The organism is Rhizobium sp. SRDI969, from assembly GCF_025152725.1.
In the GTDB taxonomy this organism is placed as follows: domain Bacteria; phylum Pseudomonadota; class Alphaproteobacteria; order Rhizobiales; family Rhizobiaceae; genus Rhizobium; species Rhizobium leguminosarum_I.
This window is the reverse complement of record NZ_CP104035.1, coordinates 264,400-278,047: the sequence shown is the minus strand read 5'-3', so window position 1 is coordinate 278,047 and position 13,648 is coordinate 264,400. Positions and strand designations below refer to the sequence as shown.

Below are 13,648 nucleotides of genomic sequence, written 5' to 3'. Positions count from 1 at the left end.
AATAAACGGAGCAAGATGGCGAGTCAAGAAAATGTGGAAACGTTTCCATGTCGCCTCTTCCGGCGCGGGACGAGGCGCCGCTCGCGCCTCGTGCCGGAAGGACTACCAGCAGGTGAATCCTGCATCGACGTTGACGATCGCCCCAGTCATGAGGCTGGCGGCGCCTGACGCAAGGAAGAGGACTGCGCTGGCAACCTCCTCCGGCGTTCCCATTCTTCCCATCGGCGTGTCGGCGAGCCAAAGCGGGATACGCTCGCGATTGGCTTCGACGGCCACCACCATCGGCGTCTCGATGTAGGTGGGTGCGACGGCGTTTACCCTGATGCCGTGATGCGCCCACTCGGCGGCCAACGAGCGCGTGAGGTGATGGACCGCCGCCTTGGAAACGTTATAGGCGGTCTGAGGCTGGGGCCGGTTGCAGATGTGCCCCGACATCGAGCCGAGGTTGACGATGGCGCCGCGTTTCATCGAAATCATCGGACGACCGAAGGCGCGCGAGCACCAGAAGACGCCATTGAGATTGACGTCCATCATGCGCAGCCAATCGGCGTCGGTGAGATCCTGCGCCGGGATGCCGTTCTGGCCAATTCCAGCATTGTTCACCAGGATCGTCGCCGGCCGCCCGCCATCGGCAAGCTCGGTTGCGATCGCCTCCATTCGGGCCGCGTCGGTGACGTCGCCGACCCGGACTTCGACGTCGTAGCCTCTATCCCGGAGAGCAAGCGCTTGCTCAGCGTCGCTCTCACTGCGTTCGATGACAACGACGGCGGCGCCCGCTTCGGCCAGCGCCTCGGCGCAGCAGAGCCCGATCGCACGCCCTCCGCCCGTGACCACTGCCCGTTCGCCGTCGACGCGAAATTTCTGCTGGTAGCTCATCTCACCTCTCCTCAAATGTCAAAGGCGCTGGGAAGCACGACGATATCGCGGATGGTAACGTTGCGCGGCCGGGTCAGCATGAAGATGATCGCGTCGGCGACTTCCTTGGGCTCGATCAAGGCTCCGGCCTCCTTGGCCTTGCGAAGGTTTTCCTCCGGCCAATCCGCAAGCAAAGCGCTGATCACCGGCCCTGGAGAAACCGATCCCACACGAATGCCGTTTTTCAGAAGCTGGCGTCGCATCGTTTGGACGAAGCAGGTCATCGCCCATTTCGACGACGAATAGACCGGTTCCCATGGAATCGCCGAATGTCCGGCGACGGAACTGGTGACGACAATGTCGCCGGTGCCACGTTCGATCATGTGCGGAATGACGTTTCGAACGTTCTTGATGACGACATTGACGTTGAGATTGAGCATTCGATCGATGGTATCGAGATCGGTTTCCATCAAGTCGCCGCCGATATAGGTGCCTGCATTGGCATGCAGGATATCGAGCTTGCCGGTCTTCGACAGGATGCCCTCGAGCAGTCCAGCACACTCGCTCGAATCCAGCAAGTTGATCTTGAGCGGAATAGCGCGCTCGCCAAGCCGGGCACAAACCGTCTCAAGGGCCTTCTCATCGCGGTCGACCAGCACGACCGTCGCGCCAGCGGCGAGCATTGCCTCCGTCGAAGCCAGCCCTATTCCGGACGCAGCACCCGTGACCGCCGCGATCTTCCCATTCAATTCGTTCATCGATTTCTCCTCCTGTCTTGATGCTGATTGTCAATTCTTCCCAACGCCGCAGGCGGCGTGATAGTCCGAGAGACTCTTGGTCACTCTCCAGATCAAAACCTGTTCCGGATCGAGCGGTGCATCTGCGAAATCCTGAGCGGCCGGCATATGTTGCCAAAGCAATGGCAGCGGTACGGTTTGCCCTCGAAGGGCCTCGCACAGGCGTCGGACGGCTTCTTGTGCTTCAGCCGACGCCCAATAATAGCGGATGCGGTCGGACAGCGAATAGTGCCGCAACCAGCGCATCTCGGCGTTTGTCCCGTGGTAGTGGCGGCTCCAGTTGCCTGGCTGATCGATCATCAGCGCTTCCATCGCCTGATAGAGCGGACGCTGGCCGTAATCGGGCAGGAGGTCCGACGCGATCGTATCCAGCGCATAGAGCGCTTCGCGTAGGACGAAGGTCAGCTCGGGACCGACCTTCAGAATTGGAAACCCGTCCTCCACCAGCGCGGTCAACGGCCGGGTTCCCTGATAGTCGGTCGAATGCGCCTCGAAGACGAACTGCGGCTCATTGGTGAGCACCGATTTCAGCGCTTCTATCTTGCTCCGGTCGTAAAGGACGACATTCTGATTGCCGAACTCGACGCCCGGCTGCACGACCAGCCCGATGGCCCTTTCAAACGCCTGGCCGAGTCCGGCCTCCGCAAAGATCCGGCGGTGGACTTCGATCGTCTTCAGCGCCGCTGCGGCCGCCGTCGGATCGATGGTTGTCAGGGCATGATCGGCCCCGCCTGGCGGCGGCACTTCCGTGCCGATGACATAAACCGGCATTGCGCCGCCAGCCCTCTTCGCCGATGCCTCAGCGACCGCCGCAAGCCGGGCGGCGCGATGGGCGGTGGTTTCGTCATCGAGCGCCACCGGCTCGCCCTTGCAGCCCATCGAGGCGTCGAGGTGAATCTTGCGGAAGCCGGCCTCGACATAGGCGGCAACCATCTTCTCCGCCTCGGCCATGGCCTCTTCGGCCGGGCGATCGCGCCAAGGATTGGGGCCGAGGTGATCGCCGCCGAAAACGATCAGATTTTCGGGGCATCCCTCCTCGGCGGCTATTTTGCCGACTAGGGACGCGAAGTCGTTTGGCGTCATCCCAGTGTAGCCGCCGAGGTGGTTGACCTGGTTGCAGGTGGCTTCGATCAGGACGATGCTCTCATGTTGCCGCCCGTGTCGGAGAGCGGCGCGCAGCACGATCGGATGGGCGGAGCATACGGAGGTCACGCCTCTGGGGCGGCCCTCGATCCTCAGCCTGGCCAGGTCGTTGAGATGCACCTGCATCATGGGCGCCTTTCCGTTGAAGCGATGAACGCATCGAGTTCCCGACGGGTGCCGGCGCCCTCCATCGGACCGAGGACCGTCACGTTGCGGGCGCCGGCAGCCGAGCCATAGGTCAGAGCTTGCTGCGGAGACATTCCGAGCCGCCGGCAGGTGAGATAGGCACCGCCGAAGCAGTCACCGGCGCCGGTGGGGTCGACCTCCTGAACGACAAATGCCGGAGCATCGATGCGGTCTCCTTGCCTGCCGAAATAGGTCGCGCCTTCGGCCCCGCGCTTCAGCACGATCTCCTTGACGCCCATCTCGAACAAGCGGCGGATCGCTTCTGCCTCGCCTTCGACACCTGCGGCGCGCTCAAGCTCCTCTCCGGACGGCAGAAGCAGATCGGCGGCGGCGACAAGCTTGGAAAAGCGGCGCTCGGTGTCCTTGTCCAGCTTCAATTCCTTGCGAATGTTCGGATCCACCGAGAGCGTTCCCCCGCGGGCCTTGACGATGTCGACCGCCTGGTCGATCACCTCACGCGCACTGCGAACCGAGAGAGCGGAGCCCATCACGTGAAGATGACCGCTCCGATGGATGAGGTCGCCGACCGTTTGAGACCAGCCGAAGCGCGCAGCTGCCGATGTGGCGATGTTGTAGACGAAATCCCGGGAGCCATCCCTGCGGTAGCGGACAAAGGCGCTTCCTGTGGGATAATCCGGATCGATCGAGATCGTCGAAATATCGACGCCGTCGCGTTTGAGGCGATCCGTATTGACACGACCGAAATCGTCATCGCCGACGGCGCCCACCATGGCGGCCTTGCCGCCGAGGCGGCCGCACTGCGAGATGAAGATCGCCGGCGCTCCGCTCGCAAACGGACCGACAAGCGGCTGCGCTTCGAGAAACCCGTCTCCGACCGTCGTGGCGACGATCTCGACGAGGATCTCGCCCACGCAAACCGTGGGACCAAGCGCGTCCGGAGCCAGTACTGTAGCCATTTGCAATCCTGCTTTCCGATCGTTCTTGTCGTCAACTCGTCGGTGCCTGGACCGGCGCACCGTCCTCGCTGCCGAACTCCTCGCTCTCCAATGACAGAAAGCGCTGGTGCAACATGCATGCCGCCCCGAAGGCGGAACCGAACTCCGCATCACCATCCACGACGACCTCCGGCGTGGGAAAAGGGATGTTCTGCCCCTCCGACATGTGAACCGCCACGCGGGCGGCCACCATCGGGTAGAGGGATGCCACGGAGCCACCCAGCACGATCCTGTCGGGGTCGAGCAGGCGACAGGCCTGCAGCAATGCGTATGCGAGATGGCGCGACCAGGTTTCGGCGATATTGACGGCAGCCGGGACACGGTCGCGAACACCGCTGAGGAAATCCTGCAGATCCGCGTCCTCTCGGCCGACAGTCTCACGATACTGCCTGATGAGCACCTCGCGACCGATCAGTTGTTCAAACTTCTGACCGCCGCTCCCCGGCACCAGGGTGTGGCCGATTTCTCCCGCCAGGCCGTGGCCGCCCCGGAACAGCTTGCCATCGATCGTGATGCCGCCGCCGACGCCGGTTTCCATGAGCAGGAACAGGGTCACGCCTGCGGCGCCGTGACGATAGCTGTCGCCGATCGCAAAGGCGTTGGCATCGTTTTCAACCGCGATCGGAACGGCGGCCGGGAAGGCGGCCAGGAAGGCGGATCGGCCAATCTCCTTCAACGACACCTCTCGCCAGCCGATGATGGGTGCGAGGGTGACAATTCCGTCGGGCCGGATGTGGGCCGGCGCCGATATGCCGAGACCTTTGCACCGCCCGATCATCCTCTTTTCCATCGCACTGACAATCAGCTCGACGCCCTGCGCCACGGCCTCCTCCACCGTCGAAGACATGCTGTCGAACGCCATTTTCCGACATGCCCGGACGTCGGCGGAGAGATCGATAACTGCCGCCGAGATATGCTCGACGCCAATCTCTATCCCGACGAAGAATGCGGCATCGGGGACCAGTTCGAGCATGATGCCCGGGCGCCCGGCACGGGAATGTTCCAGGCGCTGCCTGCCGCTCTCGTCCGACTCCTGAACGAACCCGCCTTCCGTCAGTTCGGCGACGATCTCTCCCGAGGATGAGCGATTCATCCCGAGCTTCCGGGCGAGATCCGCGCGGCTGAGGCTTCGGTGAGCATAGATCGTCTGCAAGGCGGCGACGATATTGTTCTGCCGGATCCTGCGCGGCGAACTTCCGATGGAGACGGTGTCGTTCATATTTCAATTCCCTTCAAGTCGCCCAACCCTTACACGACTGGAACAGGCTGTCAGAAGGATAATCAGGGCCGCGCGTTTGTGGCGCGGCGACGCTTGGCCTCGTCATATTTCAGCTCGATGTAGCGCTTCGCGTGCGCCGCAAGCGGATCATTATCCTCCCAGGTGTCGCGCCAGATCGCGCAGGCGAGCGACAGGCCTTCGTCGACGACCGTCGTCGAGAAGCTCTCGAATACGATGTCGCCGATGTAGTCGATGTCGAGCAGAGCGTCGAAGATCAGTTCGAAGTTGATGACGCCGTCGCCGAGATAGCCGCGATTGCTCTCGCCGATGTGGAAGTAGCCGATCTTGTCGCCGGCCAGGCGGATCGCGGCCGCCGGATTGGCTTCCTCGATGTTCATATGGAACGTGTCGAGGTGGAGACGAACATGTTCCGATCCCGTCTCGGCGATGAACTTCAGCCCCTGCGCCGCCGTGTTCAGCAGGTTCGTCTCGAACCGGTTGACAACCTCCAGGACCAGGTCGACGTTCGCTTGTCTCGCGACTTCGGCGGTCGCGGCGATCGCGGCGACGCTGTTATCCCAGCCCTTCTTCGTCGGCTGGCGATTGTATTTGGTGTGCGCGGAATAGAGAATCCCGCCGAGCTTGTTGCCGCCGATATCGCGGACCGCACGAACGGCGTCGGCCAGCGTCTGCTTGCCAGCGGATACCGCAGAGGTATCCTCGCTCGATACGTCCTTGTCGAGCGGCAGACCCATCGTCACGCCAATCTCGACATCAAGCGACTGCGCAAGCTTTGCCAGTCGATCCAGATTGAATTTCTCGGGGCGCAGATAGGCAAATTCGATGGTGCGATATCCGTGTTCGGCCGTCTTGTTGAGGGCCATCTCCAGCCCTTCCTGCGTTTGGCCGCCTGTCCATACAAATGAATGGATACCCAATCGACGCATAGCCTTTTCCTCCAAAAAATGCCTTTGGCTGCGCACAGTGCTATGCCATTTAGTTTGGCAAGACAACAAATAATTTTGGTTGAAATTTTTTTGCTGCTTTGCGAAATGACCTTGCAATGCAATATTTTAAGCTTCTCGCCGTTACATTCCACTCTCTACGAGAAATTAGTTTCTGCAAAAATCAATGGGATAGACCCGTGATTTGCATGTTTAGACAACAAATGTTGCGCTGCCAGTTTTTTTGGCCTACACAAAGGACCGGCGAAATGATCTCGCTGCAATTTGGGAGGATTGAAAATGAATTATGCTTTGAAGGCTAGCGCGCTTGCGCTGACGCTCAGCCTCGCCGCCACTGCTTCGCCTGCCTGGGCTGACTTCTGGTCCGACGCCGGCGCCAAATTCAAAGGCGTGACGCTGCACGGCGTCACCGAAAGCACCCCGCCATCGAACTACATCAAGAACGTGCTCGCTCCGGAATTCGAAAAGAAGACCGGCATCAAGGTCGACATCGAGACGACGTCCTGGGATCAGATGTATGACAAGGCCATCAAGGACATGGAAGCCAAGACCGGCATCTATGACATGGTCTATATCGAGCAGGACATCATCTATTCCTATCTCGCCAGGAATTTCCTCGTCGACATCACCAAGACGCTGAAAGACCAGGCTGATCTGAAGGCGCCGACCTACGACGATGCGAACTTCACCAGCTTTGCCAACTACTTCAAGGACGCGAGCGGCGATCTCTTCGGCGTTCCGATGGAAGCCTTCCTGAAGACCTATCTCTATCGCAAGGACCTCTTCGAAGATCCGAAGATCAAGGAAGCCTTCAAGAAGGAAACCGGCAAGGACTTGAAGCCGGCCACCACACACGCGGAATACACCCAGATCGCCGAATTCTTCACGAAGTACGGCAAGGATAACGGCATGGAGCTCTGGGGCACGACCGCCCAGGCACATACAGGCCATCCGGCGTCCTGGTATGAATTCTTCGAGTCCATCGTGCCGACCTTCGGCGTCTACAATTGGGGCATCGACGCCAAGAACAACTATGCGGCGACGGTCGAACATGGCGGCGCGATGAACAGCGACAAGGCGAAGGCCGCGTTGAAGTACTGGCTGCACCTGCGCGACATTGCTCCTCCGGAATCGACGCAGTCAACCTGGACGGAAACAGCAACGACCTTCGCCGCCGGCCGTGTCGCCCAGGGGCTGATCTACGGTGAGAATGCCGCCTGGATCGCAAGCGATCCAGCGCAGTCGAAGGTGGTCGGCCAGGTCGGGTTTGCTCTGCCGCCGCTCGAGCCGGGCGTGCTGGACGACGCGAAAGCCGGAAAGGGCTATATCGGCTACTACGACGGCGGCGCCTTCGGCGTGCCGGTCACGTCCAAGAACAAGGAAGCCTCGCTGCTCTTCCTCGAATTCATCGGCCAAAACGACGTGCAGCCCGATTGGGCGATCGCCGCACCGCGCATCACCAATACGGCGACGTTCGACGATCCGAAGGTGAAGGAGATGGACGTCAAGCTCGGCGGCTTCTACACAATGCTGAAGGACGAGGGCAAGCTCTTCGCCGGCGCTCCTCCCTACCCCTTCCATGCGCAGGTACGTGAAGCGACCGCGCCTATCTTCTATGACATCCTGACCGGCAAGATCGGGCCCGATGAAGGCCTCGATCAGATGGCGGCCAAGGCCGAAGAGGAGCTCACCTCGCTCGGCTATCGCAAATAAGACATCCTCCCCAACTTGACGGGTCGCTCCGGCGACCCGTCATCTTCCGTTCCAGATGGAGCGGACATCCACTTAGTGTTCAATGGGGGACAGGCGATGCATTCGCAGAAGCTCGGGTGGCTGTTGCTGTCACCGACCATAGTGATCCTCGGATTGTTCGGGATCTTTCCTTTCATCTACGTCCTCTGGGTCTCTTTCCATTCATGGAACCCGTTCGCGGCCAATCCGGGCATGATTTTCAACTGGGCTGAGAACTATCGGCGGCTCGTCTTCGACCCGCAGTTTCTGGCATCGCTCGGCATCACCCTGGCATTCGTCTTCTTCGCGGTCGTGTCGGAACTGGTCCTCGGCTACATCCTCGCCCAGGCGCTGCTCAAGGACTTTCCCGGAAAGGCAGTGTTTCGCACGATCCATACTCTACCGCTGATCATGGCGCCGATCATCGTCGGCTCAGTCTGGAAGCTGATGACCACCCCGTCCATCGGCATCATTCCCTATCTTCTCAGAAGCTGGTTCGGCTACGATCTGAATATTGGCCAGAGCGCCGTTGCGGCCTTCACGGTCACTGTCATCATGGACATCTGGCACTGGACGCCGCTCGTCACCCTCTCGCTGATCGCCGCACTCGTCTCGCTTCCATCAGACCCGTTCGAGCAGGCGCAGATCGACGGCGCCGGCAAGAGCCAGATCTTCTGGCACATCACGCTCCCCTTGATCCGGCCGGCCATGCTGGCCACCGTGTTCATCAGGCTCATGGACGCGCTGCGCACCGTCGACGAAGTCCTGATGCTGACCGGAGGCGGTCCGGGTTCATCGACGCGCTACATCGGTGTCCATATCTTCAGGGAAGTCTTTCCCAAGACGAATTACGGCTACGGTTCGGCGATCTCCGTCATCGTCCTCTATCTCACCATCGTCGTCTGCTGGCTGCTCTACGTCGGCCTGATTGCACCCCGCGTGAAGAGAGGTTGAATCGATGAAGACCAAAAATCCCTGGCTTCCAGCCCTCCTGTGGACCTTGATAAGCTTCATCACCCTTTTCCCGATCTACTGGCTCTTCGTCATATCGGTGAAACAGCCCTTCGACCTGTTCTCGACGCCCGATGTCATTCTCAGGAGCTTCTTCTGGAAGAATTATCAGGACGTGCTGACCAATCCGACCTTGCGCGGCTACATGCTCAACTCGCTGATCATTTCGTCAGGCAACGCGCTGCTCGTCACCACGCTCGGCTTCCTTGCCTGCTACGCCCTGACGCGCTTCGACCTCGCCGGCAAGGAAAGCATCTTCTTCTGGACGATCACCAACCGCATGGCGCCGCCGGCGGTCTTCCTGCTGCCGCTTTTCCTGCTTTTGACGCAGGTCTACAGGATCGGCGACTTCTCGCTCGCCGATTCCAAGCTGGGCATGATCCTGGTTTATTGCTCTTTCAACCTCCCCTTCGCCATCTGGACCCTGCGCCCGACCGTGGACGGCATTCCGAAGGAGTTGGACGAGGCGGCCTATATGGACGGCGCGAGCCCATGGACCGTCCTCTATGACATCATCTTTCCTTTGGCACGGCCCGGACTTGCGGTGACGCTGATCCTGACCTGGGTGTTTGCGTGGAACGAATACCTGCTGGCGGCGACGCTCACCAACTTCCATGCGCGGACTCTGACCACCGGCTTGTCGGAATATGTGACGACCACGGGCACGGCCTGGGGCATCATGGCCGCGATCTCCATGCTGACATTGGTTCCGGCGCTCATCGTCTTTTCGGTGGTGCAGCGTCACATCGTCGCCGGCCTGACCTTCGGTGCCGTGAAAGGATGAAACGATGACGTCTCAATCAGGAAATAACGAACGCAAGCCGGGGTTTCTGCCGATCGAAACGAACTGGTTCGACCGGCTCTTCATCTCAGTCGTCATCTGGGTCGCGCTCTCGCTGTTCTGGATGCGGTTCATTGAACCCATCGGCCTTTCCGTATGGTTCGCGGCGGCGATCTCGGCAGTCCTTGGCGCCTACGTCGTCTGGAAGGGATGAGCCGATGAATTCTGTCAACGACATCAAGTCACAAGCCGCGCTGCTTTAGGGGGAACGACATTGGCAAACGTACAGGTTAGCGACGTCACCAAGAAATATGGCTCTCTTCAGGTCATGCATGGCGTCAGCGTCGACATCGAGGACGGCGAATTCGTCGTGCTGGTCGGTCCATCCGGTTGCGGCAAATCCACCCTGCTCCGGATGATCGCCGGGCTGGAGACGGTCAGCAGCGGAGACATCCGGATCGGCAGCCGTGTCGTCACCAACGCTCCCCCGAAGGAGCGTGACATCGCGATGGTGTTTCAGAGCTACGCGCTCTATCCCCACAAGACGGTCGCCGAGAATATGGGCTTTCCGCTGAAGATGGCCAAGCGACCGAAAGCGGAGATCGACGAGAAGGTCGGCAGGGCAGCCGAGATCCTCGACCTGACGCCCTATCTCGACCGCTATCCGAAGCAACTATCGGGCGGCCAGCGTCAACGCGTGGCAATGGGCCGTGCCATCGTTCGCGATCCGCAAGTCTTCCTGTTCGACGAACCGTTGTCGAACCTCGACGCCAAACTCCGCGTCACCATGCGCGTCGAAATCAAGGAGCTTCACCAGCGACTGAAGACCACCACGGTTTACGTCACGCACGATCAGATCGAAGCGATGACGATGGCCAACAAGATCGTGGTGATGCGCGACGGCAGGGTCGAGCAGATCGGCAAGCCTCTCGATCTTTACGACTTCCCGGTCAACCTCTTCGTCGCCGGCTTCATCGGCAGCCCATCGATGAACTTCCTCCAGGGCCGCATAGCCATCCGCGACGGCAGGAAGATCGTCGTCACCGACCAGGGCATCGCCCTTCCGATGGCAGACACAAATGCGGATGAAGGAAGAGCCGTTACCTACGGCATCCGACCGGAACACATCACGATCGGCGAAGAAGGCGTTCCGGTGGAGGTGTCGGTGTTCGAGCCGACGGGTTCGGAAACATTGATCTTCGGCCGGACGGGAGGCGTGCCGATCGACGCCCTGATCCGCGAGCGTATCGAGGTCGATCCCGGACGGACGATGTACTTCCATATCGATCCCCGACGTGCGCATATCTTCGATCGGGAAACAGGCCAGAGACTATAGGAGGACGCCCCATGGAGTTCAAAGGTAAGACGGTGATCGTGACCGGCGCCGGAAAAGGCATCGGACGCGAAATTGTAAGGATGCTCGCCGGACGGGGTGCGTATATCGTCGCCCTGACCCGCAGTGCCGCCGACGTCGACGCGCTGCGAGGGGAATTCGGCTGCCGGGCAATCCAGGTCGATCTCGCCGACGCCGATGCGACCAGAGAGGCTGTCATCGCTGCCCTTCCCGCAGATTTCCTTGTCAACTGCGCCGGCACGACCGAGCTTCAGCCGTTTCTCGAGACAACCGTCGAAGCCTTCGACCGTCTCGTCGCGGTCAACACGCGTGCTCCGATGATCGTCGCCCAGGAATATGCCCGCTCGCTGATCAAGGAGGGCCGTCCAGGTGCCATCGTCAACGTCTCGTCGGTCGCATCCTTCGTCGGCATCCCCGACCACGCTGCCTATTGTGCATCGAAGGGTGGGTTGGATGGCTTGACGCGGGTCATGGCCAAGGAGCTCGCGCCGCACGGCATCCGCGCGAACGGCGTCCACCCAACGGTGACGTTGACGCCGATGGCGGTGAAGGCGTGGAGCGATCCCGAGAAGGCCGCGGGGATGATGAAGCGAATTCCGGCTGGTCGCTTCGCGGAGCCGGCAGACATTGCCGAGGTTGTTCTTTTCCTGCTGTCCGATGAGGCTGCCATGGTGAACGGCATCTCGATGCCGGTGGACGGCGGTTACATGATTGCTTGAGGCTCAGGACGAACGTGCAGTGCGGCCCGGCGATTGCAACACCGGAAGCGGCGACGTTGACCGCCGCACCAATCGGCGCAGTTCATCCTGATCAACAAAGTGATCCGTCACGCCGGCCTCTTTATCCGGATGGCTGAAAACAAGACCATCAGCATCCTCAAGCTTCAGAGCTTGCTCCGTATTCATGATCCCGAGCGCCTGGCGCTCGTACTCGGACTCGAGCGCCGCCTCGACGATGGCTTTTCTCTTGCGCATGTCCATGTCCTCCGTTCCTCAAAGGGTAACGGGCGGCCGGACTCGCGGTTCCGATCATGGCATCACGATATGAGACAAGTTGAAACGAACGCCCGCCGATACGCCAGTACTGGCGACGCCGCCTAACTCGGCGAGGCGTCAGGCTCGCTGGCGGCTCTTTGAATCAAGCGGGCAACCACTTCAGTGCGGTTCTGCGCCTGTAACTTGCGCATGATGTGTTGCAGATGCATCTTCACCGTATGCCCCGACAAATTGAGTTTTCCTGCAATGACCTTATTTGAACAGCCGCATTGCAGCTCTGCGAGGACATCCGCTTCCCGGGGAGTGAAATCAGCAATCGCCAAGTACTGCGTCCTGTCATCCAAGCTCTTTTCGGCCTCATTTCTGACCGGAATATGCTCGCTTGCGCCTGCTGTAACAGCTCCCAATAGCTGCGGGAAAAATGTTCCTCCTGCCAGAACGAGACGAAGACCGGCAAGAGCAATGTCAACGGGAAGTGAGGTCGAGAAAAAGCCGCGGATGCCCATCTTGAGTGCTTGACGGGCTATGATGGCGTCATCCGTACCTGAGAGCAACGTGACAGGAGCCTCAGGAAAACGCGCGGCAATCGCCGCGAGATCATCACGCAGGCTGGTGCTCTCAACACTTCTGCCGGCCAGACCCAATACAATCAAACGCACCTCAGTTCCAAGAGCACTATCGAGACTCTCAGTCGAGATCAAATCTATAACGTTCCATCCGCCGAGTTCACGCTCCAGAAGCTTCACCACGGTGGTGCGCGCCAATGTAGAATGCTCGACGATGATCACAGTTGGTGCATTGCGCCCCATACGGCGCCTAGTTCCATTAATGTCGGACACTTGCGTGCTCCCCACGAATATTTGCAACGCAACAGCTATTCATATTATTCCTGTTCTCATTACATGTCATGATAAAAAGTGAGTGTATTTCAGATATTAATAGTCTGATCTCGCATGATAATTCTTATAGTCTATAAGATATCAACGATAGATAACTGGGCTTGCAGAGAACAGTTAAGAGATTTTTCATGACGTCCTGCTGGTTCGACTTGTCGCTGCAGACTTTCCAGCCTTCGCCGAATTCACGTATGGCAAGCGGGTCAACAAAGCTTTCAAAGGCATTGAAAAGCCAATCGATCTGCTACAGACCCATTTCGGAAAGCGCCAGTGGATATAACGAGCTGCCGATCGGCTCGGCTTTGTTTCCATGTCTCAATTCAAAGCAGTCGCAGACCCGACAACAAGACGACAAACGCGAAAAGCAGCAAAAGCCTGGGATCGCTGACTACCCGTTATGATTAGTAAAATCGTGCTCTAGTGACGCATTAATACCAGTTAGCATTGTTCTGCCGCAGGCAGCACTGCGCCGGCACCGACCGATAGCGGCCGGAGGTCACGGCCGCTGGCGGCCGAAATCGGCGACAATGCGGATGAGGTCATTGTGGAATGTTCGGGATCTCAGTGAGCCCGCCGCTCAGTGCCATGTCGGCCCAAGGAGCCGAATGCCGGGCGGAGGAAACAATTCAACACATGGCTTGAAAGATCGCACGAAGAACGGTTTCGTGCAGTTGAGCCTCTGCAATGCAAGCCGGGATTCTATCCCCTGGAGAATGATGCCGTGTGAGCGGTTTCGGCGACCCGGCTTAAAATCATCCT

At 59.6% G+C, this 13,648-nt stretch carries 14 protein-coding genes; 6 read left to right on the top strand and 8 right to left on the bottom strand.

The features are described 5' to 3' along the window. Nucleotides 1-102 precede the first annotated feature (102 nt). The 6 genes from N2A41_RS01385 to N2A41_RS01360 all read right to left on the bottom strand — a co-directional run bounded on the left by N2A41_RS01385 (nt 103) and on the right by N2A41_RS01360 (nt 6,103). Nucleotides 103-876, bottom strand: a complete 774-nt coding sequence (locus N2A41_RS01385) for an SDR family NAD(P)-dependent oxidoreductase (RefSeq protein ID WP_260110052.1) — start codon at nt 874-876, stop codon at nt 103-105. 11 nt (nt 877-887) lie between these two features. Then, the gene (locus N2A41_RS01380; protein WP_260110051.1) at nt 888-1,613 is read right to left on the bottom strand and encodes an SDR family oxidoreductase; all 726 of its coding nucleotides are present in this window, start codon (nt 1,611-1,613) and stop codon (nt 888-890) included. 30 nt (nt 1,614-1,643) lie between these two features. Then, nucleotides 1,644-2,924 (bottom strand): D-tagatose-bisphosphate aldolase, class II, non-catalytic subunit, encoded by a 1,281-nt coding sequence (locus N2A41_RS01375; RefSeq protein WP_260110050.1) that lies wholly within the window; start codon nt 2,922-2,924, stop codon nt 1,644-1,646. Beyond that, a complete protein-coding gene (locus N2A41_RS01370; protein ID WP_260110048.1) occupies nt 2,921-3,898 on the bottom strand; it encodes a tagatose kinase in 978 nt (325 codons plus the stop codon). The genes N2A41_RS01375 and N2A41_RS01370 overlap by 4 nt, the downstream gene beginning before the upstream one ends. A gap of 31 nt (nt 3,899-3,929) precedes the next feature. Continuing rightward, entirely contained in the window at nt 3,930-5,156 is a 1,227-nt protein-coding gene (locus tag N2A41_RS01365; RefSeq protein ID WP_260110047.1) for an ROK family transcriptional regulator, read from the bottom strand. Between the two features lie 62 nt (nt 5,157-5,218). Beyond that, nucleotides 5,219-6,103: a sugar phosphate isomerase/epimerase family protein gene (locus tag N2A41_RS01360; RefSeq protein ID WP_162117864.1), complete on the bottom strand. Its 885-nt coding sequence runs from the start codon at nt 6,101-6,103 to the stop codon at nt 5,219-5,221. 297 nt (nt 6,104-6,400) lie between these two features. On the opposite strand from N2A41_RS01360, the gene N2A41_RS01355 reads away from it, so the two are divergent. From N2A41_RS01355 to N2A41_RS01330, 6 genes are all read left to right on the top strand, one after another. Next, nucleotides 6,401-7,834 carry an extracellular solute-binding protein gene (locus tag N2A41_RS01355; RefSeq protein WP_222386414.1) on the top strand — a complete coding sequence of 478 codons (1,434 nt, stop codon included), beginning with the start codon at nt 6,401-6,403 and terminating at the stop codon, nt 7,832-7,834. Nucleotides 7,835-7,930: 96 nt separating this feature from the next. Beyond that, a complete protein-coding gene (locus N2A41_RS01350) occupies nt 7,931-8,806 on the top strand; it encodes a carbohydrate ABC transporter permease (protein WP_017966968.1) in 876 nt (291 codons plus the stop codon). Between the two features lie 4 nt (nt 8,807-8,810). Next, on the top strand, nt 8,811-9,647 hold the full coding sequence (locus N2A41_RS01345; protein ID WP_017966967.1) for a carbohydrate ABC transporter permease: 837 nt from the start codon (nt 8,811-8,813) through the stop codon (nt 9,645-9,647). Between the two features lie 4 nt (nt 9,648-9,651). Then, nucleotides 9,652-9,858, top strand: coding sequence for a DUF2160 family membrane protein (locus N2A41_RS01340; RefSeq protein ID WP_222386415.1), 207 nt, complete (start codon nt 9,652-9,654; stop codon nt 9,856-9,858). 60 nt (nt 9,859-9,918) lie between these two features. Next, nucleotides 9,919-10,980, top strand: coding sequence for an ABC transporter ATP-binding protein (locus N2A41_RS01335; protein WP_017966965.1), 1,062 nt, complete (start codon nt 9,919-9,921; stop codon nt 10,978-10,980). Nucleotides 10,981-10,991: 11 nt separating this feature from the next. After that, complete coding sequence (locus N2A41_RS01330) at nt 10,992-11,717, top strand: SDR family oxidoreductase (RefSeq protein ID WP_222386416.1); 726 nt, start codon at nt 10,992-10,994, stop codon at nt 11,715-11,717. Nucleotides 11,718-11,720: 3 nt separating this feature from the next. On the opposite strand, the gene N2A41_RS01325 is transcribed toward N2A41_RS01330, so the two are convergent. Further along, nucleotides 11,721-11,978 (bottom strand): hypothetical protein, encoded by a 258-nt coding sequence (locus N2A41_RS01325; protein ID WP_222280844.1) that lies wholly within the window; start codon nt 11,976-11,978, stop codon nt 11,721-11,723. Between the two features lie 116 nt (nt 11,979-12,094). Beyond that, nucleotides 12,095-12,859, bottom strand: a complete 765-nt coding sequence (locus N2A41_RS01320; protein WP_260110045.1) for a LuxR C-terminal-related transcriptional regulator — start codon at nt 12,857-12,859, stop codon at nt 12,095-12,097. Between the last annotated feature and the right edge of the window lie 789 nt (nt 12,860-13,648).

What these genes read in the sequence shown, in the direction of transcription:
- N2A41_RS01385 (WP_260110052.1), bottom strand. Translation starts at nt 876, where the DNA reads ATGAGCTACCAGCAGAAATTTCGCGTCGACGGCGAACGGGCAGTGGTC.
- N2A41_RS01380 (WP_260110051.1), bottom strand. Translation starts at nt 1,613, where the DNA reads ATGAACGAATTGAATGGGAAGATCGCGGCGGTCACGGGTGCTGCGTCC.
- N2A41_RS01375 (WP_260110050.1), bottom strand. Translation starts at nt 2,924, where the DNA reads ATGATGCAGGTGCATCTCAACGACCTGGCCAGGCTGAGGATCGAGGGC.
- N2A41_RS01370 (WP_260110048.1), bottom strand. Translation starts at nt 3,898, where the DNA reads ATGGCTACAGTACTGGCTCCGGACGCGCTTGGTCCCACGGTTTGCGTG.
- N2A41_RS01365 (WP_260110047.1), bottom strand. Translation starts at nt 5,156, where the DNA reads ATGAACGACACCGTCTCCATCGGAAGTTCGCCGCGCAGGATCCGGCAG.
- N2A41_RS01360 (WP_162117864.1), bottom strand. Translation starts at nt 6,103, where the DNA reads ATGCGTCGATTGGGTATCCATTCATTTGTATGGACAGGCGGCCAAACG.
- N2A41_RS01355 (WP_222386414.1), top strand. Translation starts at nt 6,401, where the DNA reads ATGAATTATGCTTTGAAGGCTAGCGCGCTTGCGCTGACGCTCAGCCTC.
- N2A41_RS01350 (WP_017966968.1), top strand. Translation starts at nt 7,931, where the DNA reads ATGCATTCGCAGAAGCTCGGGTGGCTGTTGCTGTCACCGACCATAGTG.
- N2A41_RS01345 (WP_017966967.1), top strand. Translation starts at nt 8,811, where the DNA reads ATGAAGACCAAAAATCCCTGGCTTCCAGCCCTCCTGTGGACCTTGATA.
- N2A41_RS01340 (WP_222386415.1), top strand. Translation starts at nt 9,652, where the DNA reads ATGACGTCTCAATCAGGAAATAACGAACGCAAGCCGGGGTTTCTGCCG.
- N2A41_RS01330 (WP_222386416.1), top strand. Translation starts at nt 10,992, where the DNA reads ATGGAGTTCAAAGGTAAGACGGTGATCGTGACCGGCGCCGGAAAAGGC.
- N2A41_RS01325 (WP_222280844.1), bottom strand. Translation starts at nt 11,978, where the DNA reads ATGGACATGCGCAAGAGAAAAGCCATCGTCGAGGCGGCGCTCGAGTCC.